Genomic DNA, 19,220 nt, shown 5'->3' on the forward strand with positions numbered 1-19,220 from the left:
ATTGAATGAGTTGCCGATTATTGCTTCCCGTTTTCAGGAATCACAATGGAGCTCGCCGACGATGCGCTCTTCATCGACATGCATGCGAACATCGTTAGCCACGCCTTCAAGGGCGAAAGAGGGCGGAAGACTGGGGTCGCCGGGTTGCGATAGGCTAGATTGATCTTGCTTTTCCGTTCTTCGAAATCCAAGACCTCGTATGAGCCCGCGGGAAGACTGCGTGGGCCCGTAGGCAAGTTCATTTGAATCATCGAAATTTCTCCATAGCCGATGAATTCAATGCTGTAAGACGAAGAGTCGTTCGATCCCTCGAATACGCACCTCGTGCTGGTCGCCGAAGCGGGAATTGCGGCTGCCGCAAGAAAGAGGACGAAAATCACCCGGTAAATTTTCATGCGGCAACTCCAGCATTGAGCCGATCCGTGAGCCGAGCTCGGCCGGGTGAGGTGCTATGGCCTATTGCCTCAATAGTCGCGAGCGCCAAGAAGCCCAACCGAGTAGCCCGCTGCCTTGAGTTTCGAGGTCGCCCTTGAGCTGAGCACGAGAAGCGCTAAAAGACCGACCAACGGAATCAGCATGAGCACCAAAAGGAAGATCCTTATCCACATTGGATACTCCAGGCCACGCGAAATCTTGTAGATGCCGGTCCAAGACAGGCCGAGACAGATCAGTATTGGCAGCAACACTAATGGGCCGAGCACAGCCTTCAAAGCGGCGCACAGAAAATACAGCAAGATGGCGTAGATGATGAGCTTCTGCCCGGAGGCGACGTCGTCCAATCCCATGCTCGGCTCCAACTTCTTGAATACGGGCGCCTTAGGTGCCTGGTACGGATTCTCCACTTGCGCTCTCCCCTGTTGAGCTGCCGCAGACCCGTGCAAGCAGGCTTGCGGCGCAAATGCATGAATCAAGCCGATCCGCGAGACGGTTTCGGCTTGAATGAGTTGCCGGGCGCCACCGGCGCTCGCTCCCATGATGCCACCGGTCCGGGGCCAGGATGAAATAGCGGGTGGCATATCGGCTTGCCGAGTCCGCGCCACCGCGCGAAGAGCGCCGGACTGCGGGCGGCGAGTTTTTGCAGGAGGTGCTCCCATTCGTAAGCCACTTGCCCGCGGCTCACCGAAATTGGCGCGACCGGCCGCACGGGCCCGATCTTGGTGCGATCGAACGCGTAGCCGCGCGAAGTCGCTTCGGCGTGGACCGCCGCCAGATATGCATTAATCGCCAGACGTGGCGATGCATGCGCCTTAAAGCGCTCGAGCTGAGGGTGGCGCGTGTACCCCCGTGTTTCATTGCGCAGGACGGCGCGCGCTAGCAAAGCCTCGCGCCATAGCGCGACCAAGCCTTGTGGGTCCAGATACTTGGGATGCAATGTCCAGAGCCGCATGCGATAGCGCCCACCCTTGTATTGAGCCGAATCCGCAAAGCGGTACTCCGGCTTGGTTGTGTTGTTAGAGCGAGCCCGCACTATTAGAGCGAATGCGCCACCGTGACAAGCAGCCCGCCGATGATGGCGAGGTTGGATTGCCATATATGCAGGGCATTGTCGCGCGCCTGGCCCTCCATGCTCCAGAAATTGACCAGCAAGACGGATGCTGCAATGGTAAAAGCGACCAAGCCCAAAGCGGCCCAGGTTGTATAGAAACCGAAGATCAGTGCCAGGCCGGCCAAGATCTGAAACACCGTGCCGAACAGCAAGACAAATCTGGCCGCAGGAACGCCACGCGCCGAAATCGCTTGAGTGATGGCAGGGAGAGTGAAGAAGTGGTGAATACCGCCAACGACGAACAAGCCACCCAATAACAGGCGACCGATGAACCACAGTATCGCTTGAGCTTCTATTTGCATGGCCGCAACCCGACGTCTGAGCTTGAACGAACAATTCAACGTGTGGACAAACATCTCCTTCGAAATTCGCGGATTGCCGCAATCAACTGCTCCGGAGCTTCCTCGGCTACGTACTCTCCGCCGGGGATTATCTTGCCTTCGATGTTCTGCGCGCCCATTTCCCGAATCGGAGGTAGATAATCGTCGGGCTTTCGACCATCCGCATCGCCGCGTACGTACAGGATAGGAACTTCTATTTGTTTCTTATGCGCGTTGTGCTTGGCGTCGTCGGCCATTGCTCGGTACCAATCGAATCCAGCGGTGAGGGATTCCGGGCGCTGATACGCCGCCGTATACTCATTTCGAGCCTCTTCTGTGATCGCGGCCTTGTCGCCGGCCATGAAGTCGTAGAAGAAGTCAAAATATTGGCGCTGGCGTCCAGAAACCAATATTTCCGGTAGCGCCGGAAGCGCATGCAGCGCGAAGTGGAAAATACGCGGATCGGCGAGGATCTCTTCCCAAGGCGCGATGCCGGGAAGTACCGTATTCATCACCATAGCGCCAGAAATCCTGTCCGCATGATCGCGTGCGGCAGCGTACGCGATCATGCCGCCCACATCGTAACCGGCAAACAGAATGTCCTTGGCTCCGAGTTGCTCGGCCGCGTCGAGCAGAGCGCCGGCAATCACGGTTTTCTCCGCCGATGGCAGGACGCCATGCGAAGCTCCGATGCCGGGCGGATCAAACGCAAGCACGAAATGGTCGATACCTAATTCCGGCAGCACGTTCTCGAATGCGCGACTCGATTGTGGCCAGCCATGCAGCAAAATCAGCGCGGGCAGCGAAGCATCGCCCGTGGATCGGGCTGCGATCTCCGCCCCCTGGACTTTTGCGAATATCATGGTGCACTCCCCTTGTTTGGTGGAGTTGAGATACCGGCGGTCAGTCAGCCATCGTCTCCGTTATCGGCGCGTAAAGATTCGTCGGAACCATGCCAGTCACCCAAGAAGCTTGCGCAGCTCATCATTGGAGTAAACGCGTATGTCGCTGATGAGATTTGTATTGCCGGGCGCGAATTTGTCGTCAAAACGGAGGATGGGTCCATAGGCGATGCCATTGAACTCACCAAAACTGGAAAGGCTTGTGGAGATCGTTAGGTGGTAGCCATTTCCCTGGTAGAAGGTGGTTCCTCCATCGCTCGGCAGCGGCGCATCGCTATCGAACTTGGCATGGATGGGCTTTCTGCCTTCAACGACGGCACGGAAATCTTCCGAGGCCTCTTCGATGATTCGCCGATGCTCTAACGGAAGCATTGAAAGGTCGACGCCAATGAAGGGGCCGGCAGCAAGAGTAGGAGAAGGCGTGGATTGCTGCGAGCATGCGGCAAGTGGGAGTGTCATGTGATTGCACCTAGGGTATTAATTGCGGCCAATTCGGAAGCGGCTTCGGCTTGAATGAATGCCTAGAGTGGGTTGCTAAGAACCGGAGCGGAAGCCCCAAACGCTGAGTCCGCCGGCTAGAAGAAGCCCAGGCCAAGAAACCCACATAGGAATGAGCGTTGTGCCAATCTGGATGGGCACGTCGAGCGCCAATCTAGCGACATGGGCCAACGCAACAATACCAAAGATTGCAGCAGCTACTTTGCAGAAGGCTTGGCTGGACATTTTCAGTTCTCCGATCTCGATGGAACGGGATTTTTTCGGCCTATCTCTACATTCTTTAGTTAGACATCGATATAGAGGGCAACCAATAGTCCTCCGGAAGTGAAGCATCGGTTAATCGAAGAATTTTTGGGTAAGCACGAGCATTTTCGTCTGCACTTCCACCTGCGGTAACTCGCCGGCTTTCCACCCCGGCCATGCGATCCGCATTCGGACGCTGCTAGCTGCGATGGATTGCATGAGTGATGTGGACGGAAGAGGGTGAGGGCTTCGCGACTCGCGTCGCTCCTACAAAACAGGTAGCGGCTAGGGGCGCGCGTCGTCGGTCGGCAGCAATTGCCAGGTGTTCCGGCCAGCCTTCTTGGCCGCGTACAACGCCGCATCGGCGGCGGCGGTCAGGGTCTTGGCCACGGCCGGGTGCACCGAATAGGCGATGCCGATGCTGGTGGTCACATGCAGCATCGAATCCCCCACCGCAATGCCTTCGCCCATCGACTCGATCAGCTTGCGGGCGATCATTTCGGCGGTTGCCGGCGCCGACAGATCCTCGATCAACACCACGAATTCATCGCCGCCCAACCGCGCCACCAAATCGCCCGAACGCACGCAGGCGCTGAGGCGCTGGCCGAAGATGCGCAGCACCTCGTCGCCCGCCGCATGGCCGTAACTGTCGTTGACCTCCTTGAAATGATCGATGTCCATGTACATCAGTGCCACCGCCAGGCCCTGCCGCCGCGGCCGACCCAGTGCATGCGTCAGCCGCTCGTCGAACTGGCGGCGATTGGCCAGTCCGGTGAGGCTGTCCAGGCGCGCCAGCGCTTCCAGCTCATTGCGGCTTTCCCGCAATGCCTGCTCGGCGGCCACGCGCTGGGAGACGTCGCGACCGGCGAAGATGATGTCCATCGCAGCGCCGCCATCGGCACTGGGAATGGAACGCGCCGCAGCTTCCATCCAAACGTAGTGCCCGTCCTTGTGGCGCAAGCGGTAGATCGCGGTGACCGGATGGCCCGAGGCGAGCACCGAGGCGATCGTCTGCTGCTGCACGGCGTAGTCGTCGGGATGCACCAGAATCTCGCTGGGCTGCAGAAGCTCTGCCGGTTCCCAGCCCAGAATGTCCCGCGCCGACGGAGAAACATAGAGCCGTTGCCCATCCGCACGCATCCGCACCACCACATCGTGCGAATAATCGGCCAGCATCCGGTAGCGCAGTTCGCTCTCGCGTACGCGGGCCGTCAGCCGAGCGCGTTCGGCCATGCTCAGCGCCACCGGGAAACTCATCAGGCAGGCGGTGCCGACGAACAACTGCAACAAGATGGTGCGTTGGATAATATTGCTGTCGTGCACCAAGGCCAGCGGCCCATAGCCCAGCGCGGTGGCGATGCCGCCGATGATGGCCAACAACGAGATGCCGACCACCACGCCGGCGAAGCGATGCCGGAAAACCCCGTACAGCAACGGCGGATAGACCAGGAACAGCAGCGGATAACTGGTCTGGTAGAACACCACGGCGCAGACTGCGGCGATCAGCAGCATGTCGCCCAGGAAAATCCAGCGCTGCCCAGGAACATCGCTCAGGCCGATGCCCTTGCGATGGGCCACCAGCGTCAGCGTCGCCACAATCACCATGCCGACCACGTGCGCCGAGTACCAGATCAGGAAGGTGGTCAGGAACGGGGTGTGGGAGGCGAGGGACACCACTGCGCTGGCAAGCACGCCGGAGACGGCGCAGGCCGCCAACGTACTGCTGGTGGCGATGGCTCCCAGACCCAGCCAGCGAGTGGGATTGCCGATATCCGGGACAAGTCGCCGAACCACGCCGGCGACGATCAGCACTTCGAGCAGATTGAAGGCGCTGAGCGCGAGGGCGAGGCCCACGCCGTCGCCGGACAGCAGCCGCACTACCAGTTCGGCGGCGAAACCGACGGCGACGTAACCCGGCCAGAGTGCGGTCCGGCGCGACAGCAGCCAGCCGACAAAGATGCCGCTGCTCACCCAAACCGCGGAGACCTCGCCAGGCAAGCGGGCGACTTTCAAAGAGACCCAGGCCGTGACGCCGATAAGCAAGGCCATGAGCAGCCGGTCCCGCCAGAGCCGGCTGCGGTGCGATTGTGAGGACGTGTCGTCGTTCAACAGTGGACATCCCGCCCAGTGCGGCACCGGAAGCTTATCGAAGCCCATGTCAACGCATGTGATGGCCGGCGTCCACCGGGGCAATGGGAAAGTGCGGCTTCCATCACCTCACCTGTTGCAACGCCGCACATGAAAAAGCCCCGCCTGGGCGGGGCTTTTATGTTGCCAATCGTCACCGGCGCCGGCTCAGTAGCCCAGTGCCTGCGAGATCAGGCCGCTGGCGACTTCCACCAGCAGATAGCGATCATCCGCCGGGCGTACCCAGCGATAGCCACGCGGCGGTGCGGCCAGATGGTAGCGACGATAGTCGGTCACGTAATAGCGCGGCTGCAGGTAGACCACCGGGGCGTGCATGCCGCGGCGATAACCGTGCTTGATCTGGCCCAGGTGGCGGCCGTTATCGTGACGGCGGTCATCGTGGCGACGATCGTCATAGCGGCGGTCGTAGCGGTCGTCGTCATCGCGGTCGCGGCGGTCGTTGTAACCATAGCGATCGTCGTCGTAGCGGTCGTGCTTGTCCTTGCCATGATCGCGCGCCATGGCCGCGGCGGAAGACAGCAGCAGGACGGCGATGGAGGTGGTGAGCAGCAGTCGTTTCATGATGAGACTCCCTGTGGGTTGGTGCACAGCCAGGCTAGGCGCGCTTACCTGAACAGGGATCTTTTTGCTGACGATTGACCGCGCACGCGTTCAGGTTCGAGGATGGCAGCCCCGCCCTGTCTGCGTTTGCGCTGGAGAAACCTTATGCCGTTCGTACGAGTCGATCTGCTGGAAGGCAAGTCCGCCGATTACCTTGCCGGTCTAGGCGAGGTCGTCTACGACGCGATGCGAGCGACGTTGAATGTGCCTGCCGACGACCGCTTTCAGGTCATCGCCGAGCACAAGCCGGGCACGTTGTTCATCGATGAGCGCTACCTGGGCATCCAGCGCAGCGCCGAATGCGTGCTGATCCAAGTCACCCTCAATGCCGGCCGCAGCGTGCAGATGAAGAAGGACTTCTACCGCGCGGTCGCCGACGGCTTGCATGCACGGCTCGGCCTGCGTAGGGAGGATGTGTTTATCAACCTGGTGGAAGTGGTGAAGGAGAACTGGTCGTTCGGCAACGGCGAGGCGCAGTACGCGGATCTTTAAGCGGTCGGCTGCCGGTTGCCGATTCCAGGCCGCCATGCGGAAGCATGGCGGTCATCGCGCGCGCTAACGCGAACGCGGCCGCACCGAAGGCGCGGATTTGGGGACTTCGCCTTTCTGCGCCGGGGCCACGGTCTGCAGCACGCGGGTCACGCCCAGCTTTTCTACTTTGCCGCCGGATTTTTCGTAATCGGCAATGTCGCTGGCGATACGCTCGCTTTCCAGGCGCTTATGCGGATTGCCGTCGCTGCCGGCGGGCGGTCCCTTGGGGGCCGGTCCCTTGCCACTGGTTTTCTTCGCTTTCATCAATCCCCTCCTGCGGGGCGGCGGAGGCGTCATGCCTCCGGGTCGGAGGCCGCCCAACGCGACTTCCGCCCCCACTATGCGCCTTTAGACGGCAGGACGGTGTGATCGTTGCGCCGGGCGCCGGGACTAAACAGGAGGTTTAACCGCTTCTGATGACGCTGCAGGGCTTCGCCACCTTGGGCGAGAGGGAGCGTTTTGCTGGCGGCGACCGCTTTCGCACCGGCCCTTGCGTTGCAACGGCAATCGCAACACCTTTCTCACCCTATCAGCGCGAGTTAGCGGTTCAGTGCGCCCATCATGGCCTCCGGATAGCGCATGCCCGCGGCCGCGTCGGCCGGGAAGATCGCCTCGATCCTGGCCAAGTCGTCGGCATCCAGCCTGACTTCCAGCGCGCCCAGGTTTTCCTCCAGGTACTTGATGCGTTTGGTGCCCGGAATCGGCACCAGGTCCTCGCCTTGCGCCAGCACCCAGGCCAACGCCAGTTGTCCGGGCGTGATGCCCTTGTCGCGGGCCAGCACGTTCACTTGATCGACCAGTTGCAGGTTGCGGGCGAAGTTGTCGCCCTGGAACCGTGGCGACTGACGTCGGTAGTCGTCGGCATCGAAATCTTCCGGCGATTTGATCGCGCCGGTGAGGAAACCGCGACCCAGCGGCGAGTAAGGCACGAAGCCGATGCCCAGTTCGCGCACGGCGTCGAATACGCCATTGGATTCCGGATCCCGAGACCACAGCGAATACTCGCTCTGCAGCGCGGTGATCGGATGCACGGCATGCGCGCGGCGCACGGTTTCGGCGGAGGCTTCGGACAGGCCCAGGAAACGCACCTTGCCCTGTTCCACCAGCCGCGACATCGCGCCGACCGTGTCCTCGATCGGTACGGTAGGATCCACGCGGTGCTGGTAGTACAGATCGATGTGATTCACGCCCAGCCGTTTCAGGCTGCCGTCGCAGGCAGCGATCACATACTCGGGCCGGCCGTTGATGCCGCGCGCGGCGGGATCGTTGGGATCCATCTGGATGCCGAACTTGGTCGCCAGGAACACATCCTTGCGACGACCGGCAATAGCCTTGCCTACCAGTCTCTCGTTGGTGTGCGGGCCGTACATGTCGGCGGTGTCGAGCAGGGTTAGGCCCAACTCCAGCGCGCGATGGATCACGGCGATTGCATCGGCTTCGTCGCCGCGTCCGCCATAGAAGGCGCTCATGCCCATGCAGCCCAGGCCAAGGGCGGAAACTTCGGGGCCGTTGCGGCCAAGCGTGCGTGTCTTCATTGCGAAATCTCTTTGCGGGGGAACCGCATTGTGGATTTCGCGACCGACAATATTCGTTAAGCCCTGCGCGCTGTCGACAGCGGTGGGGTTTGGGATCAGGCGCCCACGCGCCTGCGCACCGCATCGATGTCGCGCACCGGCCGCACTTCGATGCAGCCGGTCGCGGCCCAAGGGAACTCGGCCGCGATGCGCACCGCTTCGTCGATATCGGCCGCTTCGATCAGATTGAAGCCGCCCAGAATTTCCTTGGTCTCGGCGAACGGGCCGTCGACGACGCTGGTCTTGCCGTTGCGGATGCGTACGGTCTTGCCGGTGGAGGCGGCTTCGAGCTGCAGGGAGTCCTTCAGCTTGCCCTGGGCGCGCAACTCGTCGGCATGGACGAAGCAGCCGTGCATGGTGCGGTCGAACTCGCCCGCGGGCATCGCTTCGAGCAGGGTTTCGTCGTTGTAGATCAGGACCAGGAACTGCTGCATGGCGACCTCCAATAAGGGCTGCCACAAGTACCGGTTGCCCGCCGCGAGGTCAAGCTGCGCATGCACAGGGATTCATCTTCCCGTATGCGGGACAGCGACGGCAGCCCGGCTCCGGTAGGATTCACGCACTTCGTCGCGTCAATGCGGGAATGCCGTGCAATCCATCATTTCAATCAACAAACTCAGCAAAACCTATGCGTCCGGGTTCCAAGCGCTCAAGTCGGTGGATCTGGAGATCCGCAAGGGCGAGATCCTGGCCTTGCTGGGCCCCAACGGCGCCGGCAAGACCACTCTGATCAGCATCGTCTGCGGCATCGTCAACGCCAGCTCCGGCAGTGTGACCGCCGACGGCCACGACATCGTGCGCGACTATCGCGCCGCGCGCAGCAAGATCGGTCTGGTGCCGCAGGAACTGTCCACCGACGCGTTCGAGACGGTGTGGGCCACGGTGAAATTCAGCCGCGGCCTGTTCGGCAAGCCGCCGAATCCGCAGTATCTGGAAAAAGTCCTGCGCGACCTGTCGCTGTGGGACAAGAAGGACAGCAAGATCATGACGCTGTCCGGCGGCATGAAGCGCCGGGTGCTGATCGCCAAAGCGCTATCGCACGAGCCGACCATCCTGTTCCTGGACGAACCCACCGCCGGCGTCGACGTGGAGCTGCGCCGCGATATGTGGGAAATGGTGCGCAAGCTGCGCGAGAGTGGGGTGACCATCATCCTGACCACGCACTACATCGAAGAGGCCGAGGAAATGGCCGACCGCATCGGCGTGATCAGCAAAGGCGAACTGATCTTGGTCGAGGACAAGCACGTGCTGATGCGCAAGCTCGGCAAGAAGCAGCTTACGCTGCAGTTGCAGACTCCTTTGCAACGCCTTCCCGACGAACTGTCCGCGCTTGCGCTGGAACTGACCGACGAAGGCCATGCGCTGGTCTATACCTTCGATACGCAGACCGAGGAAACCGGAATCGCTACGTTGCTGAAGCGCCTTGGCGAGCTGGGCATCGACTTCAAGGACCTGCATTCCAGCGAGAGCTCGCTAGAGGAAATATTCGTCAGCCTGGTGCACGCGGGCAAGCAGGAGGCGCGCGCATGAGTAGGCTCCTCAATTGGCACGCGATCCGTGCGATCTACCGCTTCGAAATGGCGCGCACCTTCCGCACCATCACCCAATCCATCGCCTCGCCGGTGCTGTCCACATCGCTGTATTTCGTGGTGTTCGGCGCGGCGATCGGTTCGCGCATGGGCGACATCGACGGCATCAGCTACGGCGCCTTCATCATTCCCGGCCTGATCATGCTGTCGCTGTTGAACGAAAGCATCTCCAACGCCTCGTTCGGCATCTATATGCCCAAATGGGCGGGCACCATCTACGAGCTGCTGTCGGCGCCGGTGTCGTACATCGAGGTGGTGATCGGCTATGTGGGCGCGGCGGCCAGCAAATCGCTGATCCTGGGCATCCTGATCCTGGTCACCGCGCGCATCTTCGTGCCCTACGAAATCGCACACCCGTTCTGGATGCTGTGCTTCCTGCTGCTGACCGCGGTGACCTTCAGCCTGTTCGGTTTCATCATCGGGCTGTGGGCCGACGACTTCCAGAAACTGCAGGTGATCCCGCTGATGGTGGTGACACCACTGACTTTCCTCGGCGGCGCGTTCTATTCCATTAGCATGCTGCCGCCGGTATGGCAGAAGATCACCCTGTTCAATCCTGTCGTTTATCTGATCAGCGGATTCCGCTGGAGTTTCTACGGCGTGGCCGACGTCAATGTCGGCATCAGCCTGGCCGCCATCCTCGGCTTCCTGGCGCTGTGCCTGGCGGTGGTGTGGTGGATCTTCAAGACCGGCTGGAAGCTGAAATCCTGATCGGTTCTAATGACCCGGGGCCGCAACGGCCAGGGGAGAGAATCGATGGGGAAGCGGAATGCGCTGGTCTTGCTGGCCGCGTGGCTGTTAGCTGCGCCGGCTTTGGCGCAGGTGGATCTCGACGCCTACCTTAAGCAGGACCGATACGAGGAAGTCAAGATTTCTCCGACCGGCGAATATCTGGCGGTGACCATCCCGCTCGAAGACCGCACGGCCGTGGCGATCATGCGGCGTTCGGACAAGACCATCACCGCCAAGGCCATAGGCGGCGAGCATTCGCTGGTCGACGATTTCTGGTGGGCCAACGATGAACGCGTCGTGGTCGCGATGGCGCAGCGCCTGGGCACGCATGATGCGCCTTATGCGACCGGCGAACTGCATGCGGTCAATGCAGACGGCACCAAGGGCATGCTGCTGGCTAGCCCCCGCGGTATCGATGACATGATCGGCATCGGCGGCAAGATTCGTATGACCGCAGATCCGGCCGTGTTCATGATCGATCCACTAGCCGGTGACGAGCGCAACATCTTGGTGTCGTCAATGCGCTTGACCACCGATCCGCTGACCTACGTCGAGAAGATGGACATCTACAATCGCCGTCGGACACTGGTCGCCTCCGCGCCTGTGCGCAATGCTTCGTTCGCCGTAGACAGCGCCGGCGAGGTGAGGTTCGCGCATGGCTCGGGCTACGACAACGTCAGAAAACTTTACTACCGTGAAGCCCGAGGTCAGGACTGGCGCCTGATCAACGACCAGTCTGCAAGTGGCATCGTGATGACCGCCTCGGGCTTTTCCGTCGATGGGAAGACGGCCTACCTGACGGCGCAAGTACCGGGCGGTCCGGATGCGATCTTCGCCTACGACCCGGCGACCGACACGCGCACTCAACTCCTCCGCGATCCGGTCGCCGACCCTTTGGCGCTGATCGAGCGTCTGGGCTCGCAGGAACCGGCGGGCGTATGGTTCATGAGCGACAGAGTCCGTAGCCGCTTCTTCGACGACACATCGCCGACCGCGCGTCTCTACCGCGGCCTTGAAAAAGCGTTCCCCGGCCAAGCGATCGCGGTGACTTCCACGACCCGCGATGGACGCCTGGCTGTGCTGAACATCTGGAGCGACCGCAATAACGGCGACTTCTATCTGTTCGATACCGAAAAGAAGAGCGCGGATCTGCTCTACAGTCGGCGCGAATGGTTCGATCCGACCAAGGTGCCCGCTTCGCGTGCCATCGAAGTCAGCGCACGGGATGGAATGAAGTTGCACGGGTACCTGACCCTGCCTTTAGGCAAGGAAAAACAGCTGCCTCTGGTGGTGTTGCCGTATGGCGGTCCGTTCGGGATCTTCGATGCGTGGGAATTCGACGATGACAGCCAGATGCTCGCCGATGCGGGTTATGCGGTGCTGCGGCTCAATTTCCGTGGATCGGGAAATTACGGGCGTGACTATAAGAACGCGGGTGCCCGGCAGTGGGGCAAAACCATGCAGGACGACCTGACCGATGCCACCCGCTGGGCCATCGCGCAGCAGGTGGCCGATCCGGCGCGCATCTGTATCTACGGGGCGAGCTATGGCGGCTATGCCGCGCTCATGGGGGCGGCAAAAGAACCCACCCTGTACGCATGCGCGGTCGGCTATGTGGGCGTGTACGACCTGGAGAAAATGCACAAGGACGATGCGGCGCACAGCCGTTCCTGGAAAAGTTGGACCAACGACTGGATAGGAGATCGCAACGCGCTGGGCGAGGTGTCGCCGGTGAACCTCGCGGCACGCATCAAGGCGCCGGTGTTCCTGGCCGCAGGAGGCCAGGACGAGCGTGCGCCCGTCGAACACACCCGCCGGATGGAAAAGGCGCTGAAGGAAGCAGGCGTGCCGGTCGAGTCGCTCTATTTCAAGAGCGAGGGCCATGGTTTCTTCACCGAGCCGCATCGGCGCGAGTACTACACGCGGCTGCTGGCGTTCCTTTCCCAACACCTGGGCGGCGCCAAGGCGAAATGACCGAGGCGCGGCAACGGCCGCAGCCGCGCTAACGGTTATTTGGACAGAACCCGCTGGATATCCTCTAGCCGGTGTCCGCGCGTCTCGATGCCGCTGCGCAGCAGCATCGCACCGGAGATCGCCATCGGCAGCGCGATGAGCAGCGCCGACAGCAGGAAATTCTCGAAGAAGCCGAGCACACCCAAGCCGGCACCCAGGATGCCGCCGAATTTGGAACTGGCGGCGACCACGCCAGAACCGGTCGCGCGCAGGTGCACTGGGTAGATTTCCGCCGCGTACGGAATCAGCGTCGCGATCACGCCGCTGACGCTGATCAGCAGCGCTGCAGTGGCGACGACGGTCGCGGCGGGGGACTGCAACTGCATCCAGCTCATCGCGCAGAATGCCAGCAGCGACAGCGTGGTCAGGGCGATGAACAGCACCAGCGCGCGGATGCTGCTCCAGCGGTGGTACAGCCATACCACCACGGCGATGCCGGGCAGCGCCAGGATGGCCGAACGCGCCAGCAATGCGCTTGCGCCTTTGGCGTCCACGCCCAGTTCCACCAGATTGGTGGGCAGCCAGAGCAGGAAGCCGAAGTTCGCCAGTCCCCAGGCTACGCCGCAGACCAGCAGGCCCCAGGTGATGCTGGCGTGGCGGCCGCGCAGCAGTTGGCGCATGCCCACCACCGGGTGCTGTTCGTCGATAACGCTGCCGGCCGCTTCGGGCGAATTATCCGCCTCGATCGCCGCGGAGGATGCGCCGGAGAATTTGCTCAACACCGCACGCGCCTCGTTCTCCAGCCCCGCATTGGAAAGGAAGCGCGGCGATTCGGGGATCCAGCGGTTGAGGAACACGATCAGCGCGCCGGTCGGCAGGCCTAGCAGCCACAGTACGCGCCAGCTGAACATCGGCTCCAGGAGGGCCGCCGCGCCCGAGGCGAGCAGGTAGCCGGCGGAAGTGCCGATGCCGCCGAGCGCCACCAGCAGCCAGCCGCGGTGCGCGGCCGGGATGGTTTCGGCCATCAGGGTGAAGGCGATGGGCAGCAGGCCGCCCGCCGAGGCGCCCATCAGAAAACACATCGCCAGATTCCAGTTGAAACTCGGCATCGCTCCGCAGATCGCGGTGCCCATGAACATCAATGCCGACAGCAGGATCGCCGCGCGACGTCCGAACAAGTCGCCCATGCGTCCCCACAGCACCGAACCCACGGTGGTGCCAGTCAATGCGAATAGCGCCAACAGGCTGGCTTTCGATTTGGTGATTTCGTACTCGGCGCTCATCCCGGGCATGACGAAGCCAAGCGTGGCCGGTTTCATCACATCCACCGCCAGCGCCACGATCAGTACGATCACCAGCGTCCAGTGCGCACGGTTGAGCGGCACACCATCGGCGATATGGAAATAGCGATGGTCGCGCGCGCGCTGCGCGGTGTTGCGCATCTGCTCCATACGCGGCATCAGCCCGTACATCGACAATGCCAGGCCGACCGGAATCAGAGCCATGCCGATCCACATTTCGATGCTCATCGGCATGCCGACCATTTGCCAATGCGTGTGCTGGCCCATCATGAACATCGGTACGTGAGCCAGGACTCCCGCCAGCACCAGCAGGCACCCGAACCAGAACGCGAAGGGGTGGTGGAACGAGATACCGCTGGTTTTCATGGGATCAAGCGCGTCTGGAGTGCGCGCAGCCTAGCAAATGGCGCGGCCTGCGAAGGCGCAAACGGCCGTCTCAGGCGATATCGCGGTAGTACGCGACCACTTCGCCTTTGACCTTGATGGTCATCGGATTGCCGCGGCGGTCCTTGGACTTGCCGACCTGCACGCGGATCCAGCCCTCGCTGACGCTGTATTCCTCCACATTGTCCCGCTCTACGCCGTTGAAGCGGATGCCCACGCCGCGGTCGATGGCGGCGGCATCGTGGAAAGAACTGGCGGGGTTGATGGCCAGGTGGTCGGGAGGCGTGTCGGTCATGTCGGGCTCGGTAATGCACGTATGGAATCCGAAAGGATAAACGCGCGCCATGGTTTAGTCTTGTCCTATGACCGACGACGCTGCCCAGACAGAGCTGCCCGCCCCGGCGCGAGAGCGCCACGACCTCATCGACGCCTTGCGCGGTTTTGCGCTGGGCGGCGTGCTGATGGTCAATCTGGCCTCGCTGACCCTGTACGAATTCCTGCCCGAGGCCGCACGTGCGGAACTGCCGACCGCCGGATTCGACGCCATTGCATTGCAGGTGATGGAATTGCTGGTCAACATCAAGTTCATCACCCTGTTCTCACTGCTGTTCGGCCTGGGCTTCTCGCTGCAGATGGAGCGGGCGCAGGCGAAGGGCGGCCTGGCAAGATTCGTGCGCCGATTGCTGATCCTGCTGGCGATGGGTCTGATCCACAGTTATTTCATCTGGTGGGGCGACATCCTGCTGACTTATGCGGTGGTGGGACTGCTGTTGGTGTGCTTCCGCCACGCGTCCAATCGCGTGTTGCTGATGGCCGGGCTGACGCTGGCCTTGCTGGCGCCGCCACTGCTTTCTCCCTATATGCGGGAATTGCTTTCTGGATGGCCAAAGCAGGCGGAAGCCTATGCAGGCGCTCTGGCTGCCTTCTCTTCGCCGTCGTTAACGGAAGCCTTGCGCGGCAATATCGAGCTGGCCAACTGGGCGCGCGTTTCCAACTGGGCTCTGCTTTGCTTCGTGCTCGGACGTTTCCTGCTGGGTTACTGGGCTGGGCGTCGTGGCCTGCTGCAGCATCCGCATCGGCACCTAGCGCTGATCACGCGGCTGTTCTGGTGGAGTCTGGGCATCGGCGTGGCGATGACGGTATTGCAGTTTACTCAGGCCGGTTTGCGCCAACAGTATCCGTTGCTGGACAGTGAAGCCCCCAAGTTCCTGATCCGGGTGCTGCTGCGCGCAGGCCCGTTGGCATTGGGGGTCGCCTATGCGAGCGGTTTCGCCTTGTTGTTCCTGCGACCGTGGTGGCGACGCGCTCTGAGTGTACTGACGCCGATGGGACGCATGGCCCTGACCCATTACCTCGGCCAGAGCCTGATCGGCGTCGGATTGTTCTACGGCATCGGCTTGGGTATCGGGCCACGCTGGGGCTTGGCGGGCTGGGGTTTGGCGTGGCTAACGATCTTCGTTGCGCAAATCGCATTGAGTCATTGGTGGCTGGCGCGGTTCCGCTTCGGTCCGATGGAATGGGCCTGGCGTTCGTTGACCTATGGCCGCCGGCAGCCCATGCGTTACACGGACGCGGGCGATGGTTTGCGGCTTGCGGCGACTTCGTCTTCTTTAGCTCGCGATGCCGAGGCTCGGTCTCCCCTATCCTGAGCGAGGTAGGGTGGGCCTGGGCCCACCATTGCCATGCTTTCGTTTGCGGCCATATTCATTCGATAGAGCTTGAGCCCACCGTTCCGTTCGAAGTCAATGCAATTTGGAGGAGGGCGATGGTGGGCCCAGGCCCACCCTACGGCCGCGTGGCTTGCGTCTTGGCGTTGCGGATCACCGCACGAACCAGCTCGCGGTCGGTGTGACGCGAGATCGCCACCGCACCCAGCCGCAGCGCCTGTTCGCGGAGTTCCACGGTCACGTCGTAGTGCGCGCCGCTGGTTTTGTCCTGGAAGGCGCGCCGCGGCATGCCCAGCCGCGCGGCCATTACGTGCAGTTCGTCCAGCGTGTCGGCCATCAGGTGCGCCCAACGCTGGCCGCGCCACCAGGTCACTGCATCGTCGACATAAACGGTCATGCGGCGAGTTTTCCACACTTACTGGACATCCGCGAATGACCGCTTCGCCGGCCGGCCGCAGTCCGACCAGGAAATGCTTTCCAAGTCCTTCGCCAAGCGCCACTATCGATACCCTGATCGTCCCTCCACGCCCCTATGAACATGCCCGACAACGAAGCCGACTACGGCGATCACGAAGCCGATCCCGAAGACATCGAAGATACCGATGAGCTGACCACCGAGGCGCTGGTCTGGCAGTTGCTGTTACTGGTCAATCCTGGCGACGAGGAAACCGCCTTGCGTCAGTTCTCGCACTACCGCGAGGCGACACAGGAAGCCGGCGAAGACGCCGAGCCGGTGTGGCTGCTGAAAGACGCGATCGACTGGACTTCCGGCTTCTTCGTCGATTGGAAGGACTGCGAATCCTTCATCGACAGCGTCACCGAGCTGGTGCGGCGCTGGAACCTGGAGATCGACTGGGGCGGCGATCCCTCGGATGAGGATTTCTTGGACAACACCGATGTGCCGGCGCTGATGTCCACCGCTTACGACCGTCTGCGCGAACGCGGCTATACCCTGTGGACCTGGGATACCGGCAGCGACAACTATGGCGGCTGGATCACTTCCAGCCGCGACGACGAAGCGATGCGGCTGGTGGCCGTGGCCTTGAACATCGAGTTGCGGCCGGGCAGCGATTCGTTCTGATCGCCCGTGGAGCGGGCTGCCTGCGATGCGTTTGCCGCCTGATCGGCGGAACTTACAAGCATCGCAGGCAGGACTCCGCTACTGGGGGAGGCGGTTTACTCTTCCTCGTCGCCGCCGATCTGGTCGTGATTGGTGCGTGTGTTCATTAAGAGGCTCCTGGTGGCCGGTGGCCGGTTGCCGGCTAGCAGGATCGCCGCCGGAGCTGCTTTGTAGGCGCATAACCGTTAATCGATTGCGACGGGCGCGCTATATTTTTTTTACACCTGTCGATCTGTCCCGTAAACCCGGTCAGCTTTTGCGCAGGCGCGGCTTGAACTGGCCCGCGCAGCGGATGTGGGATTCGATGTGCATGCGCGCCAGATCCATGTAGTTGGCCTTGGGGCCGCTGCCGCTGCCGTGCACTTCGCCCAGGTATTCGCCGTCGGCCCATACCTTGCCGACCCATTCGGCTTCGGTCTCGCCGATGGTCAGGGAGACGGTGTAGCGCATGTCTTTGTCGTCCAGGTTCTTGCAGCCATAGATCATGGGGAACTGGGCCGTGAACACAGTGTCTTCGGCCAACCGCGCCAAGTGCTGGCGGGTACGTTCGGCAATTTTCTTGCGCGCGTGCTCGACCACCGTATCCACTGCATTGCGGACGTATTCGGATCGTTCCATGAAATGGTCGATCGCCTCAGTGGGGTGGTAGGCGTTCTGCTTGATCCAGTCGATGAACGCCATTTCCAGCTCCACCGAACCGGCTTTGAGCTTCTGGTTCATGTGATGCGACTCCCCGTTGCGGCGCGCCGACCCCAGAAGCATGGGCGGCAGCGCAAGTTAAAAGCGAAGCGCGATTGTGTGGAAAAAAATGTTAACGGCGCGCGAGCATGTCACGTGGGAAACCCCCGCTCCGATGGATCTTCCGCCAGTGCTTTTCAGCGCTCGAGTCGCACCATGCGTTGCAGCAAGTGCTCCATGATCGCCGGCATGTCGCCGCACTTGCCCATGTGAACAGGCGAAGTCTGAATGATCGAGCTGCGTTTGGCGGTGAGCCAGTGGAAGCGTGCGCGTTGCGGCAACAGACCGATGGGCCCCGTGCCCGCGCCGCCGCGGCAGATCGCGGGAATGGTGTCCAAATGCCGGCGCAGCGATTCCAAATCCAGGTCGGGCGCCAGCGCCAGCACGCGGGCCTCGTCCAGTTCGATGCGCGCTTCCAGATAGCGCGAGGCTTCGCAGGAGAGGATTACACCGACGTTGACGAACTCCTCGCGTTCCACCCGCGGCACGACCCGGATCACCGCATAGTCGTAGTGATTGTCGTTATGGCTATTGGCGTGCATGGATCGCCTCTTGCACAAAAGACTGACGCTGATCGAGGCGCCGCACCAGGTACTCCACATAGGCCGCGCGTTGCGTGGCCGGATCGGCGAAGGCATCGGCATTGAACAACCAGCTGTCCGGTACCCGCGCCACGATGTCGTCAAGGATGCCGCGATCGAGTTTCGCCGAAAGCGCCGCATCCGCTGCGGGCAATGCTTCCGCCCACGGCAGCAGTACGTGGTCCTTGATCATCTTGAACGGATTGCCGGCGTTGGCGCTGCTTCCGTCCCAGCCATGATGGAAATACAGCGCCGCGCCGTGGTCGATCAGGCGCAGCTGCCGGTGCCACATCAGCAGGTTGGTGTTGCGCGGAGTGCGGTCGACGTTGCTGACGTAGGCATCGAACCAGACGATCCGCGACGCGAGTTCGCTCGAAGGCTGTTCTGCCACCGGATCGAAGTTCACCGCGCCCGGCAGGTAGTCCAGGGCCAGGTTCAAGCCCGCGCTTTCCCGGATCAGGTGCTGGATTTCCGGATCAGGCTCGGTGCGCGCCAGGTCCGGATCCAGCTCCAGCAGCACGATCTCAGGAATGGGTAGGCCCAATGTGCGCGCGATTTCGCCTGCGATCAGTTCGGCTACCAACGCCTTGGCGCCCTGGCCGGCGCCGCGGAACTTGAGCACGTACATGCCTTCGTCATCGGCCTCGACCACCGCAGGCATGGAACCGCCTTCGCGCAGCGGCGTGACATAGCGGGTGGCGGAGACGATGCGCAGCGACATGGCCGATAGGATACCGGCTCGGGCCGCGGACGAGCGCTATCGCGCTCTAGGTGCGCGACGGCGCCCGGCTGG

The 19,220-nt window shown here is 62.0% G+C and carries 23 protein-coding genes; 6 read left to right on the top strand and 17 right to left on the bottom strand.

The window, feature by feature from the left end; all coding sequences use genetic code 11:
- Positions 1 to 17 precede the first annotated feature (17 nt).
- From AC1DTQ_RS08155 to AC1DTQ_RS08190, 8 genes are all read right to left on the bottom strand, one after another.
- Entirely contained in the window at positions 18 to 395 is a 378-nt protein-coding gene (locus AC1DTQ_RS08155) for a hypothetical protein (RefSeq protein ID WP_477849011.1), read from the bottom strand.
- A gap of 69 nt (positions 396 to 464) precedes the next feature.
- The gene (locus tag AC1DTQ_RS08160) at positions 465 to 974 is read right to left on the bottom strand and encodes a hypothetical protein (RefSeq protein ID WP_477849162.1); all 510 of its coding nucleotides are present in this window, start codon (positions 972 to 974) and stop codon (positions 465 to 467) included.
- On the bottom strand, positions 908 to 1,531 hold the full coding sequence (locus tag AC1DTQ_RS08165; protein ID WP_477849012.1) for a pyrimidine dimer DNA glycosylase/endonuclease V: 624 nt from the start codon (positions 1,529 to 1,531) through the stop codon (positions 908 to 910). Before AC1DTQ_RS08165 ends, AC1DTQ_RS08160 begins: the two co-directional genes overlap by 67 nt.
- On the bottom strand, positions 1,471 to 1,848 hold the full coding sequence (locus AC1DTQ_RS08170; protein ID WP_477849013.1) for a DoxX family protein: 378 nt from the start codon (positions 1,846 to 1,848) through the stop codon (positions 1,471 to 1,473). Before AC1DTQ_RS08170 ends, AC1DTQ_RS08165 begins: the two co-directional genes overlap by 61 nt.
- Before the next feature lie 35 nt (positions 1,849 to 1,883).
- A complete protein-coding gene (locus AC1DTQ_RS08175; RefSeq protein WP_477849014.1) occupies positions 1,884 to 2,729 on the bottom strand; it encodes an alpha/beta fold hydrolase in 846 nt (281 codons plus the stop codon).
- Positions 2,730 to 2,825: 96 nt separating this feature from the next.
- Positions 2,826 to 3,227, bottom strand: coding sequence for a hypothetical protein (locus AC1DTQ_RS08180; protein ID WP_477849015.1), 402 nt, complete (start codon positions 3,225 to 3,227; stop codon positions 2,826 to 2,828).
- Between the two features lie 567 nt (positions 3,228 to 3,794).
- Positions 3,795 to 5,558: a diguanylate cyclase domain-containing protein gene (locus tag AC1DTQ_RS08185; protein WP_477849016.1), complete on the bottom strand. Its 1,764-nt coding sequence runs from the start codon at positions 5,556 to 5,558 to the stop codon at positions 3,795 to 3,797.
- Between the two features lie 246 nt (positions 5,559 to 5,804).
- On the bottom strand, positions 5,805 to 6,218 hold the full coding sequence (locus tag AC1DTQ_RS08190; RefSeq protein WP_477849017.1) for an RcnB family protein: 414 nt from the start codon (positions 6,216 to 6,218) through the stop codon (positions 5,805 to 5,807).
- Between the two features lie 144 nt (positions 6,219 to 6,362).
- Here AC1DTQ_RS08190 and AC1DTQ_RS08195 point away from each other — a divergent pair, with 144 nt between their 5' ends.
- Positions 6,363 to 6,749, top strand: a complete 387-nt coding sequence (locus tag AC1DTQ_RS08195) for a tautomerase family protein (RefSeq protein WP_477849018.1) — start codon at positions 6,363 to 6,365, stop codon at positions 6,747 to 6,749.
- A gap of 63 nt (positions 6,750 to 6,812) precedes the next feature.
- On the opposite strand, the gene AC1DTQ_RS08200 is transcribed toward AC1DTQ_RS08195, so the two are convergent.
- The 3 genes from AC1DTQ_RS08200 to AC1DTQ_RS08210 form a co-directional block, all read right to left on the bottom strand.
- Positions 6,813 to 7,052 (bottom strand): hypothetical protein, encoded by a 240-nt coding sequence (locus AC1DTQ_RS08200; protein ID WP_310092253.1) that lies wholly within the window; start codon positions 7,050 to 7,052, stop codon positions 6,813 to 6,815.
- 275 nt (positions 7,053 to 7,327) lie between these two features.
- Positions 7,328 to 8,323, bottom strand: coding sequence for an aldo/keto reductase (locus AC1DTQ_RS08205; protein ID WP_477849019.1), 996 nt, complete (start codon positions 8,321 to 8,323; stop codon positions 7,328 to 7,330).
- 95 nt (positions 8,324 to 8,418) lie between these two features.
- Positions 8,419 to 8,796, bottom strand: a complete 378-nt coding sequence (locus AC1DTQ_RS08210; RefSeq protein WP_477849020.1) for a YciI family protein — start codon at positions 8,794 to 8,796, stop codon at positions 8,419 to 8,421.
- A 154-nt stretch (positions 8,797 to 8,950) separates the two neighbouring features.
- Between AC1DTQ_RS08210 and AC1DTQ_RS08215 the strand changes: the two genes are divergently transcribed.
- Genes AC1DTQ_RS08215 through AC1DTQ_RS08225 form a run of 3 tightly spaced genes read left to right on the top strand, consistent with a single transcriptional unit; the run spans position 8,951 to position 12,657 of the window.
- The gene (locus tag AC1DTQ_RS08215) at positions 8,951 to 9,892 is read left to right on the top strand and encodes an ABC transporter ATP-binding protein (protein WP_477849021.1); all 942 of its coding nucleotides are present in this window, start codon (positions 8,951 to 8,953) and stop codon (positions 9,890 to 9,892) included.
- Entirely contained in the window at positions 9,889 to 10,662 is a 774-nt protein-coding gene (locus AC1DTQ_RS08220; protein WP_477849022.1) for an ABC transporter permease, read from the top strand. Before AC1DTQ_RS08215 ends, AC1DTQ_RS08220 begins: the two co-directional genes overlap by 4 nt.
- Before the next feature lie 45 nt (positions 10,663 to 10,707).
- Positions 10,708 to 12,657, top strand: a complete 1,950-nt coding sequence (locus AC1DTQ_RS08225) for an alpha/beta hydrolase family protein (RefSeq protein ID WP_477849023.1) — start codon at positions 10,708 to 10,710, stop codon at positions 12,655 to 12,657.
- A gap of 35 nt (positions 12,658 to 12,692) precedes the next feature.
- Here the strand turns inward: AC1DTQ_RS08225 and AC1DTQ_RS08230 are convergent, their stop codons facing one another.
- Both AC1DTQ_RS08230 and AC1DTQ_RS08235 read right to left on the bottom strand, forming a co-directional pair.
- On the bottom strand, positions 12,693 to 14,303 hold the full coding sequence (locus AC1DTQ_RS08230) for an MFS transporter (RefSeq protein WP_477849024.1): 1,611 nt from the start codon (positions 14,301 to 14,303) through the stop codon (positions 12,693 to 12,695).
- A 70-nt stretch (positions 14,304 to 14,373) separates the two neighbouring features.
- A complete protein-coding gene (locus tag AC1DTQ_RS08235) occupies positions 14,374 to 14,616 on the bottom strand; it encodes a DUF3297 family protein (RefSeq protein ID WP_477849025.1) in 243 nt (80 codons plus the stop codon).
- A 67-nt stretch (positions 14,617 to 14,683) separates the two neighbouring features.
- Between AC1DTQ_RS08235 and AC1DTQ_RS08240 the strand changes: the two genes are divergently transcribed.
- On the top strand, positions 14,684 to 15,970 hold the full coding sequence (locus tag AC1DTQ_RS08240) for a DUF418 domain-containing protein (protein ID WP_477849026.1): 1,287 nt from the start codon (positions 14,684 to 14,686) through the stop codon (positions 15,968 to 15,970).
- Between the two features lie 136 nt (positions 15,971 to 16,106).
- On the opposite strand, the gene AC1DTQ_RS08245 is transcribed toward AC1DTQ_RS08240, so the two are convergent.
- On the bottom strand, positions 16,107 to 16,385 hold the full coding sequence (locus AC1DTQ_RS08245; RefSeq protein WP_477849027.1) for a DUF4031 domain-containing protein: 279 nt from the start codon (positions 16,383 to 16,385) through the stop codon (positions 16,107 to 16,109).
- Positions 16,386 to 16,526: 141 nt separating this feature from the next.
- Between AC1DTQ_RS08245 and AC1DTQ_RS08250 the strand changes: the two genes are divergently transcribed.
- Positions 16,527 to 17,069 (top strand): DUF6630 family protein, encoded by a 543-nt coding sequence (locus tag AC1DTQ_RS08250; protein ID WP_477849028.1) that lies wholly within the window; start codon positions 16,527 to 16,529, stop codon positions 17,067 to 17,069.
- A gap of 288 nt (positions 17,070 to 17,357) precedes the next feature.
- Here the strand turns inward: AC1DTQ_RS08250 and AC1DTQ_RS08255 are convergent, their stop codons facing one another.
- From AC1DTQ_RS08255 to AC1DTQ_RS08265, 3 genes are all read right to left on the bottom strand, one after another.
- Positions 17,358 to 17,828 (bottom strand): hypothetical protein, encoded by a 471-nt coding sequence (locus AC1DTQ_RS08255; protein ID WP_477849029.1) that lies wholly within the window; start codon positions 17,826 to 17,828, stop codon positions 17,358 to 17,360.
- Between the two features lie 155 nt (positions 17,829 to 17,983).
- The gene (locus AC1DTQ_RS08260) at positions 17,984 to 18,388 is read right to left on the bottom strand and encodes a DUF3037 domain-containing protein (protein WP_477849030.1); all 405 of its coding nucleotides are present in this window, start codon (positions 18,386 to 18,388) and stop codon (positions 17,984 to 17,986) included.
- Positions 18,375 to 19,142, bottom strand: a complete 768-nt coding sequence (locus AC1DTQ_RS08265; protein WP_477849159.1) for a HipA family kinase — start codon at positions 19,140 to 19,142, stop codon at positions 18,375 to 18,377. The genes AC1DTQ_RS08260 and AC1DTQ_RS08265 overlap by 14 nt, the downstream gene beginning before the upstream one ends.
- Positions 19,143 to 19,220: the final 78 nt, after the last annotated feature.

The sequence above is a fragment of the Pseudoxanthomonas sp. P4_B2 genome (assembly GCF_056402315.1).

Excerpts from the sequence above, each read along its gene's own strand:
- AC1DTQ_RS08155 (WP_477849011.1), bottom strand. The coding sequence starts at position 395 with ATGAAAATTTACCGGGTGATTTTCGTCCTCTTTCTTGCGGCAGCCGCA.
- AC1DTQ_RS08160 (WP_477849162.1), bottom strand. The coding sequence starts at position 974 with ATGGGAGCGAGCGCCGGTGGCGCCCGGCAACTCATTCAAGCCGAAACC.
- AC1DTQ_RS08165 (WP_477849012.1), bottom strand. The coding sequence starts at position 1,531 with ATGGCAATCCAACCTCGCCATCATCGGCGGGCTGCTTGTCACGGTGGC.
- AC1DTQ_RS08170 (WP_477849013.1), bottom strand. The coding sequence starts at position 1,848 with ATGCAAATAGAAGCTCAAGCGATACTGTGGTTCATCGGTCGCCTGTTA.
- AC1DTQ_RS08175 (WP_477849014.1), bottom strand. The coding sequence starts at position 2,729 with ATGATATTCGCAAAAGTCCAGGGGGCGGAGATCGCAGCCCGATCCACG.
- AC1DTQ_RS08180 (WP_477849015.1), bottom strand. The coding sequence starts at position 3,227 with ATGACACTCCCACTTGCCGCATGCTCGCAGCAATCCACGCCTTCTCCT.
- AC1DTQ_RS08185 (WP_477849016.1), bottom strand. The coding sequence starts at position 5,558 with ATGGCCTTGCTTATCGGCGTCACGGCCTGGGTCTCTTTGAAAGTCGCC.
- AC1DTQ_RS08190 (WP_477849017.1), bottom strand. The coding sequence starts at position 6,218 with ATGAAACGACTGCTGCTCACCACCTCCATCGCCGTCCTGCTGCTGTCT.
- AC1DTQ_RS08195 (WP_477849018.1), top strand. The coding sequence starts at position 6,363 with ATGCCGTTCGTACGAGTCGATCTGCTGGAAGGCAAGTCCGCCGATTAC.
- AC1DTQ_RS08200 (WP_310092253.1), bottom strand. The coding sequence starts at position 7,052 with ATGAAAGCGAAGAAAACCAGTGGCAAGGGACCGGCCCCCAAGGGACCG.
- AC1DTQ_RS08205 (WP_477849019.1), bottom strand. The coding sequence starts at position 8,323 with ATGAAGACACGCACGCTTGGCCGCAACGGCCCCGAAGTTTCCGCCCTT.
- AC1DTQ_RS08210 (WP_477849020.1), bottom strand. The coding sequence starts at position 8,796 with ATGCAGCAGTTCCTGGTCCTGATCTACAACGACGAAACCCTGCTCGAA.
- AC1DTQ_RS08220 (WP_477849022.1), top strand. The coding sequence starts at position 9,889 with ATGAGTAGGCTCCTCAATTGGCACGCGATCCGTGCGATCTACCGCTTC.
- AC1DTQ_RS08225 (WP_477849023.1), top strand. The coding sequence starts at position 10,708 with ATGGGGAAGCGGAATGCGCTGGTCTTGCTGGCCGCGTGGCTGTTAGCT.
- AC1DTQ_RS08230 (WP_477849024.1), bottom strand. The coding sequence starts at position 14,303 with ATGAAAACCAGCGGTATCTCGTTCCACCACCCCTTCGCGTTCTGGTTC.
- AC1DTQ_RS08235 (WP_477849025.1), bottom strand. The coding sequence starts at position 14,616 with ATGACCGACACGCCTCCCGACCACCTGGCCATCAACCCCGCCAGTTCT.
- AC1DTQ_RS08240 (WP_477849026.1), top strand. The coding sequence starts at position 14,684 with ATGACCGACGACGCTGCCCAGACAGAGCTGCCCGCCCCGGCGCGAGAG.
- AC1DTQ_RS08245 (WP_477849027.1), bottom strand. The coding sequence starts at position 16,385 with ATGACCGTTTATGTCGACGATGCAGTGACCTGGTGGCGCGGCCAGCGT.
- AC1DTQ_RS08250 (WP_477849028.1), top strand. The coding sequence starts at position 16,527 with ATGCCCGACAACGAAGCCGACTACGGCGATCACGAAGCCGATCCCGAA.
- AC1DTQ_RS08255 (WP_477849029.1), bottom strand. The coding sequence starts at position 17,828 with ATGAACCAGAAGCTCAAAGCCGGTTCGGTGGAGCTGGAAATGGCGTTC.
- AC1DTQ_RS08260 (WP_477849030.1), bottom strand. The coding sequence starts at position 18,388 with ATGCACGCCAATAGCCATAACGACAATCACTACGACTATGCGGTGATC.